The organism is Gammaproteobacteria bacterium (genome assembly GCA_041395445.1).
Taxonomy (GTDB): Bacteria; Pseudomonadota; Gammaproteobacteria; order Xanthomonadales; family Marinicellaceae; genus NORP309.
Genome location: JAWLAO010000001.1, coordinates 463207 through 486024 on the forward strand (window position 1 = coordinate 463207; position 22818 = coordinate 486024).

Here is a 22818-nt window from a genome sequence, read left to right on the forward strand (position 1 = left end):
CAATTGATTCAAGGCTAGTAAAATACAGCACAACTATATGGAGGAAAATTATGAAAATTCATAGTTTTATGATTATTGCCGGATTGTTGATAATCACAAATATTGCAGTGGCTGATAAATTAATCATCGATAGGGTTTACGAGTCTGAAGCATTTAACGTTCCGCAAAGAGGTTTGTCAATGAACCAGGTCACCGCAACTTACGGTGAACCTTTAATGAAGTTTGATAGTATTGGCAACCCGCCAATTACGAAGTGGGAATATCCGGATTTTTTGGTTTATTTTGAAAGAAGTTGGGTGATTCGATCTGTTGTAAAAAAAGCCGATGAAACCGAACAAGGACCCAAAGCAATAAAGAACTAATTTTAAATCAAGCCCAACTCAAGTGCTTTCAAAACAGCGCGGGTTCGGTCTCTCACACCTATTTTTGCCAGAATATTGGAAACATGGTTCTTCACAGTTCCTTCGGCGACAAACAGTGATTTGGCGATTTCCTTATTGCTGTGACCACCGGCCATGAGTCTGAGAATTTCAGTCTCACGAGAAGTTAATGGTTCGGGCAAATCAAAACTGATAAAATCATTTTTCAAATCTTCAATGCCTTGTAGTATTTTGCGTGTGACTTGCGGACGCACCAAAGTTTTACCCTCGGCAACTTTTTTAATGCCGTCAACCAAATCTTCCAAAGGCACATCTTTCAGCAAATAGCCTTTTGCACCAGCCTGAACTCCGGCAAGCACTAATTCATCATCATCAAAAGTGGTAAGAATAATAGTCGGAGGTAATTGCTCACGCTTTTGCAATTCATGCAAAACATCCAAACCGGATAATCCGGGCATACGCATATCCAGTAAAACCACATCAGGCTTCGCCTCAGGAATCTTATCAATAGCTTGCTGACCGTTTTCTGCTTCACCAATTACAGAAATATCATCAGCAATTTCCAATAATGCCCGAACCCCTTGTCTGACCAGGTTTTGATCATCTACCAAATATACACTAATCATTTTCTAACTTGCCCTTAAAATAATATTTACACAAATTCCCTGAGACTTATTCAAAATCTCAATTTCTCCATTAAACTGTTTCACTCGTTCCCGAATCCCTGTCAGTCCATTGCCTTCTCTTAATGATTGACTATCACCTGTTCCATCATCCTCAATTGAGAAAATCACCTCATCATCATTTTTGCTAAAATGAATCCACAAATTTTTTGCCTGAGCATGTTTAATGCTGTTCGTAATTAACTCTTGAGTGCATCTTAGCATTGTCTGAGCCAATCGAGGGTCTTCAATCGTGTAATCTTCATCAATATCTATGTGAATATTTAATTTGGGTATATCATCCGTTAATTCAACGATTGCCTGGTAAAAATTCAGATTTCCTTTATTTCTAAAAGCACTGACGACGTTTCTCACATCCGACAACAATAAACGAGCGATACTTTGAGCTTTTTTGACATGTTCTTGAGCCTTGTTTTTGGTGATATGGGAAGCAACTTCCAGATTTAAGCTCAAGGCAGTTAGATGATGCCCAATCAAATCATGCAGCTCTCTGGATATTCTGAGCCTTTCGTTAATCCTTGAACTTTCTGCAAGCAATACCTGAGTGGCTCTGAGTTCTGAATTCAACTTCCTTAATTCCTCTTTGGCATTCTGTTGTCTGAAAGCAACCAATGATAAAACATAAGAAAATGATGAAATTCCAATCCAGTAAAATTGCAATATCACGCGACCGGCTTGCATGCTCTCAAATTCTTCCCAGTATTGCATATCCGCAAAAAGTTGCCATGCCAGAAGTAAATTCTGCAAAATTAAAATCAAAACACCTTGCTTAACCGACATAATCCAAGGCAACAGAATCGCTATAATGAGCGAGTAAAACATCCCGCTCATACTAATTGTTGACCAATTGATGATATAGATGACGGCAATCATCGCAAACAGAAGCACCCATTCATCTTTATTCAACTTTTCATGCCCAAGGTGCTTGGTCAGAAGAATAAAACCAATACCAAACGACAAATGGGACAACAACCATAGGATGCTTTTTGAGTTCAACCATTGCGGATCAATGAAAACCTTCATCACAAACGGCACTGATAAACTCAGCCAGATGATTAATCCTGCTAAGCGTATTAGTGAAATGTGAGAAAAGCGATTAATCATCATTTATAATAATTGTGTAAAACTATCTATAACACCATCGGGATTTGACAAGGCAATATCATTTCCATGATTATAACCATGAGTCACTGCATAAACACTGCAACCTGCATTTCTTGCGGCATTGATATCATGCTCGGAATCACCAATCATCAAACAATCCTTAATATCAACACCACATTTTTCGGCTGCAAACAACAATGGCCAAGGATCAGGTTTTCTGAACTTGACATTATCACCGGCACAAACAACGGTAAAAAATTGGCTAATCATATTCTGCTGGAGTAAAAATTCGGTAAACTCCAATGGTTTGTTAGTGATACATGCTATTTTGATATTGTGCGACAACAATAACACAAGCAAATCTTTAATTCCGTCAAATGGAACACTGTGTTCACCGACACAATCTCTGTAAGCCTTAGAGAAAATTGGAAATGCTTTTTGGAGAAATTCATCATCCGGTTTTTCCCCTGTCGAATCTGTCAATGACCGTTCAACCAATTTTAATGTGCCATTACCAATCCATGTTTTAACCTTTTCCAACGATGGTTTTGAAATATTTAATTCATTCGACATTTGTGAAACAGCGAAAGACAAATCTTTCGCCGAATCAATCATAGTGCCATCCAAGTCAAAAAAAACAGCTTTATATTTTAAAATATCAGCCTGCTGCATTATCTGACTTTATATTTGGCATTTGAAATTTTACGATATTTTTTGAGTTTAAAATTCGGATCACCCACCAACCAGAACCTTTCCTCCACAACGGGAACGCCACCAATTCTTTCTACCAATAAAACATCACCAAAAATATAAATTTCATCATCTGATTTTAAATCAGACAACTTGATTTCTGTTTCAATTTTATTTCCACCATTGCGATTTCGTTCTACACTCCGCCTCTTATCAAGAATATCTTTTGACAAGCCAACAACATCTGCAATTTCTTCAGAGTTGCTCTCACTATTTTGAGAAAATAATTTTTTATTATCAATCACATAGTAACTTTTATCATCTTTTTTTCTAAGCCCTGAGGATTTCAAATTCAAGTTTTCACCCAGTTTATATTGAGTGATGATGTTATTCGCCAAGCGATAAACGTATTGATTACCTGAATCACTAGCAACAACTTTATCATTTCGAATTAAGTCCTTATATGTGAGAAGGTTTTTTGCAATATCAATTTTAGGAGTATTTGTAGTTGCTACACTTTGTTTTTTTTCTACAGTTTGACTGTTTTGAGAGTTTGCGTTTCCTGTCTTGCCGGAAGATCCTTCATCAAACTCTAACAATGGTAACTCTAAATCCGGCAGTTCTGTTTGCAAATTAACTTTTGTATCTTCGTCAAGTTCCACATCTTCTCGGCTAACTGTTTCAATCATTCCGTCAGTTGTGATTTTTTCAGGTTCAGAAGCTTCGGTTTGTGAGAATACCTGAAAGTTTACCAATAAAAGCAAAGCTATCAATGAATATTTAATAAGTGAGTTTTTCATATTATTTACCAATACCTCCGAGGGTCAGTTTTAAGGGGTTAAGATGTTTTTCCAGTTCTTCTCTGGATAATTCGGTATGTTCTAATGCCACATCAATGACAGCCCGACCTTCTTTATAAGCCGTTTTAGCAATTTTTGCACCCAAATCATAGCCGATGATGGCATTCAAAGCAGTAACTAATATTGGGTTGCGATTTAATGATTCAGCAACGGTATCGTGATTGACTATGAATCCTTTAATCGCTGAATCCGCCATCACACGAATAGAATTCGACATAATCTCAATACTTTGCAAGATATTTAATCCAATAATAGGCAACATAACATTTAATTGAAAATTACCCGATGCGCCGGCAATTGAAATTGTGGTGTCGTTGCCCATAACCTGTGCACAAACCATTGCCATGGCTTCAGGAATCACCGGGTTTACTTTACCCGGCATAATACTGCTTCCGGGTTGTAATGAAGGTAATGCAATCTCGCCGATACCTGCTAATGGTCCTGAGTTCATCCAACGCAAATCATTGGCAATTTTCATCATTGTTGAAGCTAAAGTTTTTAGTTGACCTGAAAGTTCAACCACACCATCTTGTGAACCAATTCCTTCAAATTTGTTTTCCATGCTATGAAATGAAGAACCGGTTTTGGCAGAAAGTTGCGCCGCAAACTTCACACCAAAATACTTATCAGCATTGATTCCGGTACCAACCGCAGTTCCACCTTGCGGCAAATTACTCAAACGATTAGTTGCATCTGTGATTCTTTGTTTATTTCTCAATATTAAATCTGCCCAAGTATTTAATTCCTGAGCGAAAGTGACCGGCATGGCATCCATCAGATGCGTACGACCGGTTTTGACGACATCTTTTAGCTCTTCGGCTTTGGCACGGCAGATTTTTTCAATATAATCCAAAGCTGGAATTAGTTTTTCACGAACATTGAGAACAGCACTGACAGCAATTGTTGTCGGAATCACATCATTGCTGCTTTGTCCCATATTAACATGGTCATTGGGATGAACGTGTAAATCATCGGTGGATGCCAGATGCGAAATCACCTCATTACAATTCATGTTCGAGCTGGTTCCGGAACCGGTCTGAAACACATCAATTGGAAAATGTCCGTCCACATCGCCATTTTGAACTTTTTGAGCCGATTCAACAATTGCCGATGCAATATCACCATCCAGATATCCTAAGGATTTATTGACCAAGGCAGCAGACTCTTTTATCAAACCCAAAGCTCTAATAAACTCTCTGGGCATGGTGATTCCGCTAATTGGAAAATTATTAACCGCTCTTTGTGTTTGAGCTCCATACAATGCATTAGCAGGAACCTGAAGTTCCCCCATGCTGTCTTTTTCAATTCTATAGTCGTTCATAAAATATAAAATCCAAGTAATTAAAACTGAGATTTTTAGCAATCTCAAAATTTCTGATTCTCTCACAATTTCAATGAGTTAACCTCATCAAACTGTCGCCAAATCTCCTTTATCCTGTAACCATGACTTTCTGTCTGCAGCTCGTTTTTTTGATAATAACATATCCATCATCTGGAATGTGTTATCACCTTCGTCAATTCTTAATTGCAATAGCCGTCTGGTATCAGGATCAATTGCACTTTCTTTGAGTTGAATCGGATTCATTTCACCCAATCCTTTAAATCGAGTCACACTCACTTTTCCTGATATTTTTTCGGACTCAATTTTATCCAGAATTCGATCTCTTTCCGAACCATCGAGGGCATAATATTTTTGCTTGCCGACATCAATTCGGTACAAAGGAGGCATCGCAATAAACACATGCCCTGCTCTGACTAATGACTCAAAATGTTTTAAAAATAAGGCACAAAGCAAAGTTGAAATATGCAAACCATCAGAGTCCGCATCCGCCAGAACGATCACTTTTCCGTATCTCAAACCGGATAAATCGGTACTTCCCGGATCAACACCAATCGCAACTGCCAAATCATGAACTTCCTGAGATGCCATGACAGAAGAGGAATCCACTTCCCAAGTATTCAGGATTTTTCCACGAAGTGGCATGATTGCCTGAAATTCACGATTGCGGGCTTGTTTTGCCGAACCACCGGCAGAATCTCCTTCCACTAAAAACAGTTCGCCTTGTGAAGGATCTGGACTACTGCAATCGGCTAATTTTCCGGGTAACGCAGGACCGGCAGTAATTTTCTTGCGAACCACCTGCTTGCCTTTTTTCAAACGACTCTGTGCTTTTTCAATTGCAATCGCGGCAATTTGCTCACCGGTTGCAACATTTTGACTCAACCACAAGACAAAACTGTCTTTGACTGAATTCGCAACAATGGATGCAATTCCTCTGCTGGATAATCTTTCTTTGGTCTGTCCGCTGAATTGCGGGTCTTTCATCTTCACCGAAAGCACATAACTCACTCTGTCCCAAACATCATCGGGAGCCAGTTTAACACCACGAGGCAACAAACTATGAGCCTCAGCAAATTCCCGAATCGCTTCAGTCAAACCGGTCCTCAAACCATTCACATGCGTTCCGCCTTGTGCTGTTGGGATTAAATTCACATAACTTTCACTTAAAACTTCACCATCAATTTTCCAACTGACAATCCAGTCAACAGTTTCACCATCAACGGTTTGTGTTCCCTGAAACCCTTCAATTGGCAGAATTTCAGAACCGGACAAAGATTCTAGAAAATACTCTTGCAAACCATCGGCGTAATACCATTTTTCGTATTCTTTGCTTTTATCATCTTTATATTCAAGAGCCAGTCCTGAACAAAGCACCGCTTTTGCTTTGAGCAGTCTTTTTAAATTTCTCAATGAAATTTGAATGGTATCAAAATACTCTTTAGCCGGTTTAAATTTAACTCTGGTGCCGGTATTCCGCTGCCCGACAGTTCCAACTTCAGCCAATTCAGATACTTTATGACCATGCTCGAAGGCAATGTGATACTCTTTGCCATCACGTTTAACCCACACATCCAACCTTTCAGAAAGCGCATTGACAACAGAAACACCCACTCCATGCAAACCACCTGAAATCGCGTAGTTTTTATCAGAAAATTTACCGCCGGCATGTAATTTAGAAAGAATCAACTCAACTCCTGAAACTTTTTCCTCAGGGTGGATATCTACCGGCATTCCCCGACCATCATCAGCGACTTCAATGAAACCATCCTCACACAGCGTAACCTTGATAGTTTTGGCATGACCAGCCAATGCTTCATCAACAGAGTTATCGACAACCTCTTGAATTAAGTGGTTAGGACGAGATGTGTCCGTGTACATTCCCGGTCTACGTTTGACAGGATCCAGACCTGAAAGGACTTCTATATCACTGGATTGATATTGATTTGACATATAACTTTATTTTTCCTTTACGATTTTATCCACTTGATAGAACATCCCATGCTTGGAATTTGTTCAGTTGTTATTTGCCCTTCTTTCGCCAATTGTTTCATGGCATTGACCATATCTCTGGGTAATTGTTCTTCCGATTTATTTCTTCCTGCTGCATCCAGCCTGCCGCGATAATGCAATACACCTTGGTTATCCAACCCGAAAATATCAGGAGTACAAACAGCTCCGTAGGCTTTGGCTACTTCCTGAGTTTCATCCAATAAATAAGGAAAAGGGTAATTTTGTTCTTTAGCAACAAGCTGCATATTTTCAAAAGAATCTTCAGGATAATCATTCACATCATTGGACATAATTGCAACCACATTTACCCCGAACTTTTGCATCGCTAAAGCATCTTCCACTAGTCTTTCCTGAATGGATTTCACATAAGGACAATGATTGCAGATAAACATCACAACCAAACCATTTTCACCCATGCATTTTTGCATATCCCAGTTTTTATTATCCACTCCCGGCAAATCAAAATCGGGCATTTTTTTACCGAATTCAACATCAGGTGTATATGTTAAAACCATTACAAATCCTCTCCTAGAAAAATATCTTTAAACGCCACATAAGCTGAACTGTATGATACCGCCCCTAACACAAATATTAAGGAATAAAACAAAAGCGAATAAATCATTACAGCTACTACTGACTGATTCCCTAAAAGGGATACCAGTAAATTACCCAGCCAGTCGGTGGCAAATATCATAATCACTAATAATAAAATATAGATGACAGCATAAACTATAATTGCCGGAAGATTTCTCAATACTGCCAGAAAGCTTAATTTAATAGCATAAAAAGCCGAATAATTTGAAAAAACAAGAATTATCGGAGCAAATAAATTAATTGCAATCACAGGTAACAGCGACAAAGCACTTACCAATAGAAATTTTGACATGACTTCAGATTCAAGCAGTGATGAAAAGGTCGCATTGGAGTTTTCCTGTAAGGTTTGCAACTCAGAAACCAACTGCTCCTGACTCACACCCATCATTGTTAAAATGATTGTACTCACCATTTGAGCAACAATTATCATCAGCATAAGCAACAACCCATAACGAAACAGATTCAATCGATTAGGGCTATTGAAACCACTTAGCAAATATTCCAGTGACATTTTTTTGTTCTGTTCAATATCAGCGCATGCCAAACTTAACCCAGCCGTGACAAACGGCAATAAAAACAAAATTATTATCTGTAAGACCGGCACTAAGAATTTAACTGCAATTAACACCAACACAATTAAAAACAGAGAAAGTATCCAGATATTTTTATAAGGTGAGAAGTACCTGAATCCTTCATTAATCCAACGCCAACCCGACGAATAGCTAACAGTTCTTGGAGACTTAATATCGAACATTTCTAGAACTTAACGTATTCCACAATTTTTTTCTGCTTCGCTGAATAAACCACATAATAAGTGCTTTGTTCTTTTGTCATGGTAAAGAACATAATTTCCTCATTTGCGTATTTAGAAGAAATACTTTTAATCTCTTCAGCTTTCTTTGGAAACTGACTTAACATGTTTTCCTCAGACAATGAATGAGGATAAAGCATCAGTTTGCTATCAGAAATAGGTTCAATGTCTTTATACGAGTTATAAATATCGAGTGTCGATAGCTGATTGATATATCCATACTTCGGAGAAGAGAATATTCCCGGTTTTAATTCTTCATATTGAATATCACCATTCTTACCAAATTTTTCGGCAAGATAGTGGAATTGCCCACTATTAAACACCACCATACTTGGACGTCCACCATTGATAATATACAGTCCATAGACTAGTGCAGCTATTTGAATAAGTGCAATAATTGACAAATCCATAACTAAAGTTTCTTTGCCTTTTTTATAAACAATCAAGGTTAAAAGCGGTCCAATAATCACATCCACAATAATCAACAATTTCAAAGGTTCAATCACACCTGAAATTTCAAAGAATGGTTTGGGGTACCAAATATAGTAAATATTCAAGAACAGCAGTCCAATCACACCGGCACTGATTAAAAGGTGAATTAAAAACGCTTTAATTTTATTCATTATAATTTTCCAAAAATGTTTTCAGCTGTGAATTTATCACTTTAGCAAAAACCCGAGATTTTAACAAACTCTTACAGTTTAAGCGAGGGAATTTCTTATCAAAAAAATGCACCGCTTTCAGTGTTCTAAAAGCATCAAACCATTCGTGTATAAACTGACTCCATTTTTCTTTGGAATTGATTTGTTTCTTAGCTTTTTGAAATGCATTAAAGCAATTGAATTCATTGAAAAGTTCAGATAACAACTCATCTTTGGGCTGATCAATTTGTAAATTATTCTCCTGCCACAAACCCTGTAAATAGTTCATCCACTTTTTTAAATACACAAAACAATCAGGATTGTAATAGCAATATTCATCTGTACTATTCAAGTCAGCAATTTTTTGCAATGCCGGACCAGTTCCGAATGGAACTCTATCTGAAATTCTGGAATTGATGCTGATTTTGGAGCTTTCATGACAATATTTTACAGGTTTGATTTTTGCCAGTTTATTCAACAAGTAGAAATCCTCGCCGGCAGATCTTTTACTAAATCCTCTGACCTGCGGATAACAATACATACTGATAATCAAAGTGCTTCCTAGGGGAATATAGTTATACCGGCTTCCTGCAAAACAGATTCCAGCATGATAGTAACGAATTTTTAAGTCGTATAAAAATTGTAATTGTGTCAGTACCTCATCATCGCTGATATGTTCAAAATCAAGAACTAGAGCTGAATAACTATCATTATCTTCAACTGAGTTTTTAAAATAATCATGAGGCAATATCACATCCGCATCGGTTGAAAATATCCACGGTTTCTCAATTTTTCCTTCAGAAAACAACTTTAAAGCAATATCACAGCCAATTTTTCTGGCTAAACCAACTCCAAACTTCTCAGGAATTTGCAAATGACCGGAATTTCTGTCCACCAGCAAAATATCATATCGGAAATTTGATTTTATCAAATTGCAATTGGATAAGAGTCGATTTATTTTTATTGAAGAATCATGCAAATATTTAATCAATAAATTATTTTGCTTTTGCCAATCCTTGCTTTGCATGTGATTCTCAGGAGAATTCACGACCAAGATAACTAATATTGCATCATCGGTAATTTGTGAAAAAATTTGATTGAAACAATCAGGCTCTTCATTACAGACAGGAATAACCACTACAAATCTGTAAGAATAGGCAAAATCAGAGATTTCTCTGCTTTCTTTTTCGGCATAAGTTTCCAAATACTGATTGAGACTTTTACCAAATTTATTTTTCATTCTTACTTGGGGAAACTGAATATTTTGGTCTTAGATTGAAGAGGTTTACAAAAATTCAAATTAATATTTAAACTATTGTCTGCACTCATCCCGTAAAAACTGGCGAATCGCTTCTCCTTTTTGTTCTTTAGGAATACTGTTCATTCGATCCTGAGTAGCCTTAAAAAAAGGCGAATTACTCAATTCCCTGCTTTTTTGTTTCATAAAAGCATCTATGTTGGCTGCCCAGTTCGTCATCCATTCTTTATTATTTCTATTATCATTTGGGTCATTTGTATCAGCAGCATTGACCCAAAATCCGGACATTTGCTGAAAAGTGTATAGCTTACAAATATCAGAACCGGATGTTCTTTGTGAAATATTATCCCATTGCTCTTGCGGGTCAAAGTTATTTATTTGATTGAGTCTGTCCATGATATTTCCACTGCGTTGCTGCAACATCTGGTCTTTTATACAGTTTTGTTTGCAATTCGGATCAGCTCTGGCGATCACAGGTTTCAACGCATCAATTTCTTCTTGCTGAATGTTAAAGTTTCCTGTTTTTGTATATTGGAATGCCATTTTTGCCATCATTACGAATCCTCCACAATCAGCACTCATTTGTTGCTGGACACACATTCGGGCCATTTTCTCAGCATCAAAACTATCTTCATTTTTGAACATATTCCTCCATGTTTCCTCATTTGCTTTAATATCTTCCATAGCCCCGCTAAGTGCCTGAACCGGAGCTTTGAGACAGTTTTCTTTACAATCTGAAGCGGCTCTGTTTGCTACACTTCTAACCGCATCCCACTCTTCCTGAGTTGGGTTAACTTGTCCTGTTTTAGTGTATTTAAAGGCAACCATTGCTTTTAATACAAACACATCACAATTATTACCTCCCAACTGAGTCAAGCACAAAGTTGCCATTTCTTCCGGATCAAATTTCTGATTGTTTTTAAACAAATCTCTCCAGTTTGCTTCATCAGCTTTAATCTCATTCAACATGCCTGCAAGAGCTTGCTGTGTTTGATTATTTTGATTGTCTTGATTATTCGTTGCCTGAGTCGTTTGTTGTGTTTGATGTTGAGATGATTGTTGATTTGGTTGCTGTGTTTGCTCAACAGGTTGATTGTTAAATGTATCAGAGCTTTGAGACTGTTGATTGCTTTGAATGGAATCATTTTGATAGTATTCTTGCTCACTCTGTTGTTGGTCTTGATATTGCTCCTCATCTTCATAGTATTCCGAATTATCATCTTGATATTCATCCTGATATTGTCCTTCATCCTCATAATATTCTGAATTGCTATCCTGATAATCGTCCTGGTACTGTTCTTCATCAGCATAACCTTCCGAGTATTCGTCCTGATATTCATCTTCGCTTGTATAGTCTTCTGTATAGTCGTCCTGGTACAGCCCTTCATCTTCATAGTATTCTGAGTTACCATCCTGGCATTGCCCTTCATCCTCATAGTATTCTGAATTGCCATCCTGATAATCATCCTCATAGGGCTCTTCATCTGCATAATCTTCTGAGTAGTTATCCTGATAATTATCTTGGTATTCGGCTTCATCTGCATAATCTTCTGAGTAGTTATCCTGATAATTTTCTTGGTATTCGCCTTCATCTGCATAGTCTTCTGGGTAGTCGTCTTGATAATCGTCTTCATAGTCAACTGTACCTTCAGACTCATCAGAATATTCATCTTCGTAGTAGTCGTCGGTGGCGTAATCTTGTGAGAATGATAAACACGCAAACTGGATTAGTAAAAGTGCAAATATAATTCGATATAGCTTCATCAATCTGATTTCCTCATCTAAGACCTTAAATCTTACATTAGAATTGATGAAACCAAACAACTTAATTTGAGTTTTTTACGGATGAAAGGTCTCAAACAGAACAGAAAAGTTTAGATTACCAAGAAATTTAACGTAAAAGAGACTTGAAAGAAGCCTATATCTAATAGGCGCCGTTATGCTTTTAATATAATCTCTTAAAGTTTTGCAGCCAACAAAACTCCCTGCTTAATCGCTCTTTTGGCATCCAGTTCGCCGGCATATTCTGCACCGCCAATGATATGGCACGATTGAGTATCTTTAAGTTCTTCATAAAGCGAATTGACAGACACTTGTCCGGCACAGATAATGACGTTATCAACATCAAGGATTTCCGTTTTTTTATTTCTGGTGATATGCAATCCCTGATCGTCGATTTTGTCGTAATTACAACCGGAAAGTGTTTTCACACCACGCTTAGTCAATGTCATTCTACGTATCCAACCCGTTGTTTTTCCAAGAGTCTTTCCTGGCTTACCGGTTTTACGCTGTAGCAGATAGATTTCTCTGGGACTTCTTTGGTGTTGAGCTTGAACCAATCCACCTTCTGCTTCGATGTTCATATCAATTCCCCACTCTTTGCAGAAAGCCTGTGGATTGGCATAAATATCATCGCTGGTTCCGTGTAAAGAATCATCTTCTGATAAAAATTCACCAACATCAAAACCAATTCCACCGGCTCCAATGACGGCTACTTTTTGACCTGCAATCTTTTCTTTACGAATGAGTTCGTCATAAAAAATAACTTTGCCATGATCAATTCCCGGGATATTCGGATAACGAGGCTTCACTCCGGTTGCAATAACGACCTCGTCGAAACCGGATAAATCATCTTTGGTAACTTTCATATTGAGTTTCACTTCCACTTCCAGTTTAGCAAACTGGGTTTTGAAATAACGGATGGTTTTGAAAAACTCATCTTTACCCGGAATGTTTGCAGCCAAATTAAATTGCCCACCCAATTTATCAGACGCTTCGAACAAAGTGACCTTGTGTCCTCTTTCTGCCAAAGTAGCCGCACACGACATTCCGGCCGGTCCTCCACCAATAACTGCACATTTTTTGGATTGGGATGTTGGTTCAATTTTGTAGTCGGTCTCATAACATGCCAGAGGATTGACCAAACAGGTGGCTCTTTTATTTTTGAACACATGATCCAAACAAGCCTGATTACAACCAATACAAGAGTTAATTTCATCCGCTTTGTTGTCCATTGCTTTTTTCACAAAATCCGGGTCTGCCAACAGCGGTCTTGCCATGGAAACCATATCAATGTTCTGACTGGAGAGTATTTGCTCCGCCATTCCAGGAGTATTGATTCGATTGGTAGTAACTAATGGAACACTCACATGCGGACGCATTTTTTCAGTCACCCACGAAAATGCCGCCGGAGGAACACAGGTTGCAATTGTCGGGATTCGTGCTTCATGCCAGCCAATTCCGGTATTGATAATGCTAACACCCAGCTTTTCCAGCTCCTTTGCCAGAAACACAACTTCTTCCCAAGTGCTTCCCTGCGAAACCAAATCAAGCATTGATAATCGGAAAATAATAATAAAATCTTTTCCGACAGCCTGACGCACACGTTCTACGATTTCACGGGCAAAACGGGTGCGGTTTTCATAGCTTCCGCCCCATAAATCATCGCGAACATTGGTTCTTTCAACCAAAAACTGATTAATCAAATAACCTTCAGAACCCATAATTTCCACGCCGTCATAACCGGCTTCCTGTGCCAGTTTTGAAGTATTGACGAAAGATTGAATTTGTTTCTCAATGTCTTTTGTTGACATTAATTTCGGCTTAAATGGTGTGATTGGCGATTTAATCCCCGAAGGAGATAGGATAAAAGGATGATAACCATATCGCCCCGTATGCAAAATCTGCATACAAATTTTTCCATCCGCCTGATGCACGGCATTGGTTACAATTTTATGCCTTTTAACCTGAAAGCCATATTTTAGAAAACCTCCGAATGGAGCTGTCCACGCTCGAATATTTGGGCTGATTCCTCCGGTAACAATCAATCCTACCTGACCTTCGGCACGCTTGGCAAAATAGGTCGCTAGTTTTTGATAATTCTTGGCTCGGTCTTCCAATCCGGTATGCATTGATCCCATCAAAACTCTGTTTTTAATCGTAGTGAACCCCAAATCAAGCGGTTTAAGGAGATTAGGATAGTTATTCATTGCAATGCCCCGGTTGTAAAAATTCAGTATTTATTGTTTTCTAATTTCTTTTTCAATTAGCTCCATACTATTGCGTATGGTCTGCCAGTACCTATTCTGCCAAAAAGGTTTTGTTTTTGAAAGTTTTGAATGGCCTTTTAATTGAGGAAATCGTCGATTCGGAACATTTTTGGGGAGTTTATCCAGTAATTCAGCACTTAATTCGTAAGTACAAGCCAAAGCCATATCAACTCCTGATTCGACACAAGCCTGATATCGGGCATGAACATCACCCACACAATCAGCTGCTTTCATACCCAAATCATCTGAAATAATTACTCCTTTAAATCCCAGTTTTTTTTGTAAAACATCCTGACACCAATATTTTGAGTATCCGGCTGCATCCTCGCAAACTTCGGAATAAATCACATGCGACATCATCACAGCATCAATCAAGTTATTTTGAATTAAGCTGGCAAATGGAATTAAGTCTAAATTTTCAATTTCATTCAACGAACGATTATCAATTGGCAACTCGAAATGTGAATCCGCAACTACCGTTCCATGACCCGGAAAGTGTTTTGCAGTTGTCTTCATGCCGGCATCATGCATCGCACGGCAATAAAATTCCGCCAATTCAGTTGCTTCTTCCGGCTTTTGTGAAAAAGCTCTGTCTCCAATCACATTACTACCGTTGTCAATATCCAAAACCGGAGCAAAACTCAAATCAATATCTATTGATAATAATTCCGAACTCATCAACCAAGCATGGACATGAGCAAATGATTTTGCCAAATCCGGGTTAGATGAAAACACTTTGCCGGTTTCTGCTAGTGCCGGTAGTTGTGAAAAAGGTTCTGAGAATCGTTTCACACGACCGCCTTCCTGATCAACTGCAATCAGAAAATCAGAACCAAAGTGGCTTTTAATCTCATCAACGAGTCTCTTGAGTTGAAAATAATCCTGATAATTTCTTTTAAATAAAATGACACCACAAACTAACGGATGTCTGAGGAGTTCAATTTCTTCCTCATTGAGTTTAGTGGAAGTGATTCCACACATAATCGCAGTCATTATTTTTTCCGGTATTTTTGTTGATTATAAACTTAATTGGAGATTTTTGTTACTCAAATAATTGACGCATTTAGTCAGATTTTTACAACTTTGAAAATTCAAACACAGACTCGGATTAGAAAAATTTATCCTTAACACAAAAAACTCTAATTTTCTAAAAAATATATGACAAATGTTTTTTTTTATGATAATTTTGCCAACGTTTTTGGTTTTTAAAAAATGAAATGTAAAAAGTGACAATTATTGTCATGAGAAATAATAAGAATAATTTCGGTCAAAAACAAAGTTCACAATAATATCTTAAAAAGAGAGGAGATTCAATTAATGTTGAAACTAAATAAATTGGCTATGCCAATAATGGCAGCACTCGCGATGTCAAGTCAAGTTGACGCTCAAGGGTTTTCAAACAATGCTAATCTGGATGATAACATCAGTAGCAGCGTAAAAATGAACCCGTTAGCCCCTGGAATCATTGTTAAATATAAAAGCAATAACCGTTCACAATCTCTGGAACACGCAAGTGCCAGAGCGACTGAAATGGGTAATGCTTACGGTTTGAATTTAAAGTTCAAAAGAATGATGTCCGGAAATGCTGAAGTATTAAGCATTGTAAAAGATGATTCTAAGTCAGCAAAAGCAATTGATTTGGATAAAATCGTTCAACAAATCAGCAAAAGACCAGATGTTGAATATGCCGAAATTGATGCTTTGATGGTCCCTTATCTGGTTCCAAATGATACTGCATACAATACACAATGGCACTACTATGAAACTGCCGGTGGCATGAACTTACCAGCAGCATGGGATACAACGACTGGTTCATCTGCTGTTACTGTTGCTGTATTGGATACCGGTTATCGTCCACATTCGGATTTGGCAGGTAATGTCGTTGGTCAATACGATATGATTAGTGATTCAACAGTTGCCGGAGTATGGTGGCGGAAGAGACTCAAATGCGCAAGATCCGGGCGATTATCACAACCGCAGGTCAATGTTATACAGGATCTCCTGCTAGTGATAGTTCATGGCATGGTACTCACGTTGCAGGAACTGTTGCAGCCGTTTCGAACAACAATAGCTGATGTTGCCGGTGTTGCATGGAATGTTGGATTGGTACCTGTTCGTGTATTAGGACGTTGTGGCGGTTCATTATCAGACATCGCCGATGGTATTCGTTGGGCAGCCGGTTTATCAGTTACTGGCGTGCCTGCAAACCCAAATCCGGCTCAAGTTATCAATATGTCTTTAGGTTCAAGCAGCCCGACATCTTGTAGTTCAACTTATCAAAATGCAATTACAGCGGCTTATAATGCAGGAACTACAATTGTTGTTGCAGCAGGTAATGATAATAGTTCTGCCGGTTATCCACCTGCGAACTGTAGCAACGTGATTTCTGTAACCGCTACAAACAGAAAAGGTGGAAGAGCTTATTACTCAAACTACGGTTCAACAACAGACGTATCTGCTCCAGGTGGTGACGGCTGTCAGCCAACTTCAAACTCAGAACCAACATCTCTTTCAGATTGCGAAGGAAGTGTTTGGAGTGAAGCGAATATGATTCAGTCCACATATAACACAGGAACAACAACCCCAGGTTCAGACAGTATTGGTGCTTTACAGGGAACTTCAATGGCTTCTCCACACGTTGCCGGTCTTGCTGCATTAATGTATTCAGTCAAACCAACAACGACTCCGGCAGAAGTTGAAAGTGTTATGAAATCAACAGCAAGATCTTTCCCATCTGTAAGTTCACATCAATGTACAACTTCAAATTGTGGCGCAGGTATTGTTGATGCAGCTGCAGCTGTTGCAGCGATGAATGGTGGAACACCTCCGCCTCCAACAGGTAACGAGTTGACAAACGGAGTTGCAGTAACCGGTCTTTCAGGTTCGACCGGAACTGAACAAAACTTCACAATGGATGTTCCTGCTGGTGCTAGTAATTTGGCATTTAACATGAGTGGTGGAACAGGCGATGCTGATTTGTATGTTAAATTTGGTTCAGCACCAACGACTTCCAGCTACGACTGTCGTCCTTATGCTTCAGGAAATACTGAGAGTTGTCCGGTAGCATCACCTCAAGAAGGAACATATCACGTTATGCTTCGTGCTTATTCAACTTATAGTGGTGTTAGCCTTGTTGGAAGTTATGATGTTTCTGGCTCCGAATGTTGCTCCAAACGCATCATTCACATACAACTGTAACAACTTAGCTTGTACATTTGATGGTTCCGGAAGTTCAGATAGTGATGGTTCAATCTCAAGCTACTCTTGGTCGTTTGGTGGTTCTGGAGCAAATGCTTCTCACACATTCGCCGGAGCAGGCACATATTCAGTCACTCTTACAGTTACTGATAATGATGGAGCAACTGACACTTCAACTCAATCCGTTACAGTTACCGAACCTGCAAATGTAGCACCAACTGCTTCATTTACAGCTAACTGTACAGATTTAACATGTAGCTTTAACGCCTCAGGAAGTTCTGATAGTGATGGCTCCATTGCAAGCTATTCATGGTCATTCGGTGGATCAGGAGTTACAGCATCTCATACTTATGGAAGTGCCGGAACTTACTCTGTAACACTGACAGTAACTGACGATGATGGAGCAACTGACACAGCTACTCAATCAGTAACCGTAACTGAACCACCTGTTTCAGGTAATGCCTTAACAAATGGTGTTCCTGTAACCGGACTGTCCGCATCAACAGGAAATGTTGTTGAATACACAATGGATGTTCCTGCAGGAGCAACAAACTTGAATTTTGACATTAGTGGCGGTACCGGTGATGCTGATATATATGTTAAGTTCGGCTCAGCTCCTACAACTTCAAGTTACGATTGTCGCCCTTATGTTGGTGGAAACACAGAAAACTGTAATTTTGCCAGCCCACAAGCCGGAACTTACTATGTAATGGTTCGTGCTTATAGCGCATTTAGTGGCGTTAGTTTGGTAGGAAGTTATACCGAAGCAGGTGGTGGTCCAACTCCAATCAGCCAAACTGTAAGCAACATCTCAGTTTCACAAGGTGCTTGGAAACACTATACAGTTGACTTGACAAATGGTTATTCAAACCTCAATATAGCTATTAGTGGTGGTTCAGGCGACGCTGACTTATATGTCAGACATGGCGCTCAATCAACAACAAGCTCTTATGATTGTCGCCCTTATAAAAACGGCAATACTGAGTCATGTTCTTTCAGCTCACCGGCAAGTGGAACATGGTACATTGATATCAGAGGATATTCTGCAGCATCAGGAGTTACATTAAACGTAACTGCTGATTAATAAAAGCAGATATTTAAATGAATAAAAAAGGCTCGCAAATGTGAGCCTTTTTTTATTGGGAATTCCCTTATCTCAAAAATATCAGAAACCTCCTATTCCAAATTCTTTAACAAAAGAATATAAACATGATAAAATCTCCGCCTTTCAGGTTTTCACCAAGTTAATTTAAATGTCTTTGTTTGTCATTGGACTCAATCACAATACGGCTGATGTCGATGTTCGGGAAAAGTTATCAATTCCTGAATATGAAATTGGCAATGTTGTTATTCAGATTTGTAAAGACAATCGCATTGAAGCTTGTGTTATTATCTCAACATGTAATCGAACAGAGTTTTATTATTCTTCAGATAACAAACAATTGGCGATAGACTCGTTTTGCAAATGGTTTGGCCTTGATTACGATTCCATCAAACAACATATCTACATCAAATCAAAACTGGAATGTGTTCAGCACCTTTATAAAGTTTCCGCAGGACTGGACTCGATGATTTTAGGAGAGGCTCAAATTTTGGGACAGGTCAAATCATCCTATGAAATATCAAAAGATAACAAGGCATTAGATACAACAACTGATCGCTTGTTTCAATCCGCATTCAGAGTTGCAAAATCAGTCAGGAGCAGCACAGATATCGGCAAAAACCCTGTTTCCATTGCCAATAGTGCGGTCAATTTATCCAAACAAATATTTGGAGACCTTACCGAGCAAAGCATTTTAATGATTGGAGCCGGTTCAACAGCAGAACTATTACTGCGTTATTTGGCAAAAAACAATTACAAACAACTTGCCATTGCCAATCGCAACCTAAACAACGCTGAAAATCTGGCACAACAATTTCAGGGTTTAGCATTTCAACTGGATTTTTTGCATAGCAAGATTTCAGATTATGATCTGATATTTACCGCAACTGCGAGTAAAGAGCCTCTGATTGATTCAGAAATGATTAAAGCCGCTTTGCAGAAACGCAAACACAAACCAATGGTCATCATTGACATTGCTATTCCTCGTGATGTGGATAAATCGGTCAAAAAATTCAATGACGTTTTTTATTACGAAGTTGATGATTTGCAAAAAGTCATTTCTAAAAACCTGCAAAACCGTGAACTTGCAGCCATTGAAGCCGAAAAGATAATTGTTGCCGAAGCTGAAATCTTCATGGATTGGTATAAATCCCAGCAGCACACTCAATTGATTCACAATTTCCAAAGGGAAACTGCTAGAATACGTAAAGAAAGTTTGGATAAAGCGCTTAATAAAATTTCCAGTGGCGGAGATATTGAAGATGTGCTGTTTTATCTGGCGAACAACCTGACAAAAAAATTAAACCATACACCGGTTAAAGCGATTAGAAATGCCATCCAATCCGGCGATATCAATAAAATCAATACAATTAAAGAACTTTTTAACATAGATCAAAATAATGACACCTGAACTCATCGTCAAACTGGAAAAAGCAACCGAGCGTCACGAAGAAATTGCTCACCTACTCTCTGATCCTGATGTCATGGCCGATCAAAATCAGTTTCGAGAATTATCAAAAGAATATGCCAGTCTGGAAGACTTGGTCGTTACATTTGCAAAACTAAAGCAGGCGGAAAATGATATTAAAGAATCACAGGAAATGATGAGTGATCCGGAGATGTCTGAACTGGCAAAAGAAACTCTAGAGGAAGCCAAAGATAACTTTACAGAATTAGGAAAACAATTGCGAATTTTATTAATTCCCAAAGATCCTGATGATGATAAAGACATTTATTTGGAAGTTCGTGCCGGAACCGGTGGAGATGAGGCATCAATTTTCTCAGGCGACTTATTCCGTATGTATTCACGCTATGCCGAAAGAAAGAAATGGAAAATCAACATCGTCAGTGCCAGTGAGGGCGAACACGGTGGTTTCAAAGAAGTGATTGCACAGGTTGAAGGCGACGGTGTTTATTCAAGATTCAAATTTGAATCCGGCACGCATCGCGTGCAAAGAGTTCCGGCAACAGAATCACAAGGTCGCATTCACACATCGGCTTGTACTGTTGCAATATTACCGGTCATTAGCGAAGTTGAAGCCGTTGACATCAATCCGGCTGACTTGCGTGTTGATACTTTTCGCTCCTCAGGTGCCGGCGGTCAGCACGTCAATACCACGGACTCTGCCATTCGTTTAACACACATTCCGACCGGAATTGTGGTCGAGTGCCAAGACCAAAGGTCTCAGCATAAAAACAAAGCTCGAGCCATGAGCTTATTACAAGCAAAAATTACTGATGTGGAAAAACAAAAACAAGCCTCCGAACAGAGTGAAGCAAGAAGACTTCAAGTCGGTTCGGGCGATCGTTCGCAAAGAATTCGAACTTATAACTATCCTCAAGGTCGAATAACCGATCACCGTATAAACCTGACACTCTACAAACTCAGCGAAGTAATGGAAGGAGATTTAGATCAGGTGATTGAACCTTTAATTCAACAAAACCAAGCCGATTTGCTGACAGAAAACTCGTAATATTATGAAAGTTAAAAAAGTAATGCACAAAACAATTTCTTCACTCACCATTTTTATCCTCGTGGTTATGCTCGCTTCTTGTAAAACCACAACGAAATCTGACATGAAGGAAATCGCCGAGGTCAATGCATTACTTCGTAACATCACGGTTGAAGCCATCAAGGAAAAAGACTATCATCAGGCTCAACGCAGTATCAATGCACTCATATTAAATGATAAATTTAGTGCTAACGACAATCAGGAAAACTGGAAATTTATTCATCCCGCACTTGTTAGCTTACCAAAAGATTTGGCTTACGAAGTCATTGAAAACGCACTAAAAAGCAATTCGGTAAACACTTCTTCAGAAAAACTTTTTGGAATGGCAAAAGTTTACACATCTTTCAAAGACACAGAAGCCGCCTCTGAAATTGTTGATAAGTCTATTGCTTTGGACAAAAACAATTTGGACGCTATCTTCTGGCGCGCTCGTTTATCCGCTATCAAAGGCGACAATAAAAATGCTGAAAAAGATTTTGAATATGTCATCAAAAAATCTCCAAAAAACGAAGAATATATCAGCCAATACGCTAGTTTTCTGCAAGAGAATCATCAAGGAACGCAAGCGCAGGAAATGCTTTCTCGTTTAGAGCAAAATCCTGACAATATCTTCAAACGCATTGTTTTTGCGCTACAAGACAAAAACACTCAACAAGCAACCCAACTTTACCAAAAACTAAAGTCTGTTGAAGTCAGCGAAGATAGCAAGAATATGAAGAATTATCTCGCCGGCGAAGCGGCATACTGGCTCGAACTGGATGATGAAAGCATTGAATATTTCAAAAAAGTCAATGGTGGCGAGAGATATATGGATGCCCGGCAAATGCTTAGCCATCTCTATTACAATCAGGAAAAATACGATCAAGCCATCGAAGTTCTGCACCAACTGCAAAATGCCGAACAGGAATATGCCGTTCAAGCCTACCGTCTGGAAGCGACTATCGTTGGTAAACAAAAAAATGATAAAGCCGCTATCCGAATTCTAACCAACAGCCTGAAACTGATACCAAACAATTCTGACCTGCTTTATGATCGTGCCATGCTTTATGAAGCTGATGGAAAAACCAAAAAAGCTATCAAAGATTTAGAAAAAATCATTGAGGACAATCCGGAACATGAATTTGCTTTAAACGCTCTCGGATACACCATGGCAGATCATGATATCGACCTGGAAAAAGCCCATGAGTACATTCAAAAAGCCATGGAACTCAAGCCGGATAGCGCCGCCATTGTCGACTCACTCGGTTGGGTTCAATACAAAATGGGACAATACGAAGAAGCCGAAAAAAACCTGCAAAAAGCCATGGAACTCGACGACAGTGATGCCGAAATCTACCTGCACCTCTATCACGCACTGATCAAACTTGATAAAAAAGAAGAAGCCAGAGAGTTATTAATTAAAGCCAAGGACTTGTTTAAGGACAACAAAAAAGTTTTGGATATCAATCACTGAGAGTAATAATTCAAATAGCTCATACCAGTAACGCAAAAATCTCGAAGAAACTTATTTTCTACCATGAAGCACATAAAGGATATGAAGGTTTTTTGATGGCTATTACAAGAACTCAAAAGCATAAAGTTTC

At 38.7% G+C, this 22818-nt stretch carries 18 protein-coding genes and 1 pseudogene; 6 read left to right on the forward strand and 13 right to left on the reverse strand.

Annotation, left to right across the window (positions count from 1 at the left end):
• Window positions 1-50 precede the first annotated feature (50 nt).
• Window positions 51-362 (forward strand): hypothetical protein, encoded by a 312-nt coding sequence (locus R3F25_02115; GenBank protein ID MEZ5495619.1) that lies wholly within the window; start codon window positions 51-53, stop codon window positions 360-362.
• A 2-nt stretch (window positions 363-364) separates the two neighbouring features.
• Here the strand turns inward: R3F25_02115 and R3F25_02120 are convergent, their stop codons facing one another.
• From R3F25_02120 to nagZ, 13 genes are all read right to left on the reverse strand, one after another.
• Window positions 365-1006, reverse strand: a complete 642-nt coding sequence (locus R3F25_02120; GenBank protein MEZ5495620.1) for a response regulator transcription factor — start codon at window positions 1004-1006, stop codon at window positions 365-367.
• A 3-nt stretch (window positions 1007-1009) separates the two neighbouring features.
• Entirely contained in the window at window positions 1010-2170 is a 1161-nt protein-coding gene (locus R3F25_02125; GenBank protein MEZ5495621.1) for a sensor histidine kinase, read from the reverse strand.
• The gene (locus tag R3F25_02130; protein ID MEZ5495622.1) at window positions 2171-2839 is read right to left on the reverse strand and encodes a phosphoglycolate phosphatase; all 669 of its coding nucleotides are present in this window, start codon (window positions 2837-2839) and stop codon (window positions 2171-2173) included.
• Window positions 2839-3657 (reverse strand): hypothetical protein, encoded by an 819-nt coding sequence (locus tag R3F25_02135; GenBank protein ID MEZ5495623.1) that lies wholly within the window; start codon window positions 3655-3657, stop codon window positions 2839-2841. The genes R3F25_02130 and R3F25_02135 overlap by 1 nt, the downstream gene beginning before the upstream one ends.
• A 1-nt stretch (window position 3658) precedes the next feature.
• Complete coding sequence (locus R3F25_02140) at window positions 3659-5038, reverse strand: class II fumarate hydratase (GenBank protein ID MEZ5495624.1); 1380 nt, start codon at window positions 5036-5038, stop codon at window positions 3659-3661.
• 87 nt (window positions 5039-5125) lie between these two features.
• The gene (gene parE / locus R3F25_02145) at window positions 5126-7009 is read right to left on the reverse strand and encodes a DNA topoisomerase IV subunit B (protein MEZ5495625.1); all 1884 of its coding nucleotides are present in this window, start codon (window positions 7007-7009) and stop codon (window positions 5126-5128) included.
• A 17-nt stretch (window positions 7010-7026) separates the two neighbouring features.
• Entirely contained in the window at window positions 7027-7584 is a 558-nt protein-coding gene (locus R3F25_02150) for a thioredoxin family protein (protein ID MEZ5495626.1), read from the reverse strand.
• Window positions 7584-8417 carry a BPSS1780 family membrane protein gene (locus R3F25_02155; protein ID MEZ5495627.1) on the reverse strand — a complete coding sequence of 278 codons (834 nt, stop codon included), beginning with the start codon at window positions 8415-8417 and terminating at the stop codon, window positions 7584-7586. Before R3F25_02155 ends, R3F25_02150 begins: the two co-directional genes overlap by 1 nt.
• Window positions 8418-8419: 2 nt before the next feature.
• Complete coding sequence (locus R3F25_02160; GenBank protein ID MEZ5495628.1) at window positions 8420-9097, reverse strand: hypothetical protein; 678 nt, start codon at window positions 9095-9097, stop codon at window positions 8420-8422.
• Complete coding sequence (locus R3F25_02165) at window positions 9090-10355, reverse strand: hypothetical protein (GenBank protein MEZ5495629.1); 1266 nt, start codon at window positions 10353-10355, stop codon at window positions 9090-9092. Before R3F25_02165 ends, R3F25_02160 begins: the two co-directional genes overlap by 8 nt.
• A 72-nt stretch (window positions 10356-10427) precedes the next feature.
• Window positions 10428-12137 (reverse strand): hypothetical protein, encoded by a 1710-nt coding sequence (locus R3F25_02170; protein ID MEZ5495630.1) that lies wholly within the window; start codon window positions 12135-12137, stop codon window positions 10428-10430.
• 194 nt (window positions 12138-12331) lie between these two features.
• Entirely contained in the window at window positions 12332-14362 is a 2031-nt protein-coding gene (locus tag R3F25_02175) for an NADPH-dependent 2,4-dienoyl-CoA reductase (GenBank protein MEZ5495631.1), read from the reverse strand.
• Window positions 14363-14392: 30 nt separating this feature from the next.
• The gene (nagZ, locus tag R3F25_02180) at window positions 14393-15415 is read right to left on the reverse strand and encodes a beta-N-acetylhexosaminidase (GenBank protein ID MEZ5495632.1); all 1023 of its coding nucleotides are present in this window, start codon (window positions 15413-15415) and stop codon (window positions 14393-14395) included.
• A 651-nt stretch (window positions 15416-16066) separates the two neighbouring features.
• On the opposite strand from nagZ, the pseudogene R3F25_02185 reads away from it, so the two are divergent.
• The 5 genes and pseudogenes from R3F25_02185 to R3F25_02205 all read left to right on the forward strand — a co-directional run bounded on the left by R3F25_02185 (window position 16067) and on the right by R3F25_02205 (window position 22688).
• Window positions 16067-17620, forward strand: a pseudogene (locus tag R3F25_02185) (S8 family peptidase).
• Window positions 17565-18704, forward strand: coding sequence for a PKD domain-containing protein (locus tag R3F25_02190; GenBank protein MEZ5495633.1), 1140 nt, complete (start codon window positions 17565-17567; stop codon window positions 18702-18704). The pseudogene R3F25_02185 and the gene R3F25_02190 overlap by 56 nt, the downstream one beginning before the upstream one ends.
• A gap of 169 nt (window positions 18705-18873) precedes the next feature.
• Complete coding sequence (gene hemA / locus R3F25_02195) at window positions 18874-20133, forward strand: glutamyl-tRNA reductase (GenBank protein MEZ5495634.1); 1260 nt, start codon at window positions 18874-18876, stop codon at window positions 20131-20133.
• Entirely contained in the window at window positions 20123-21196 is a 1074-nt protein-coding gene (gene prfA, locus R3F25_02200) for a peptide chain release factor 1 (GenBank protein ID MEZ5495635.1), read from the forward strand. Before hemA ends, prfA begins: the two co-directional genes overlap by 11 nt.
• A gap of 4 nt (window positions 21197-21200) precedes the next feature.
• Window positions 21201-22688, forward strand: coding sequence for a tetratricopeptide repeat protein (locus R3F25_02205; protein ID MEZ5495636.1), 1488 nt, complete (start codon window positions 21201-21203; stop codon window positions 22686-22688).
• The last annotated feature ends 130 nt before the right edge of the window (window positions 22689-22818 follow it).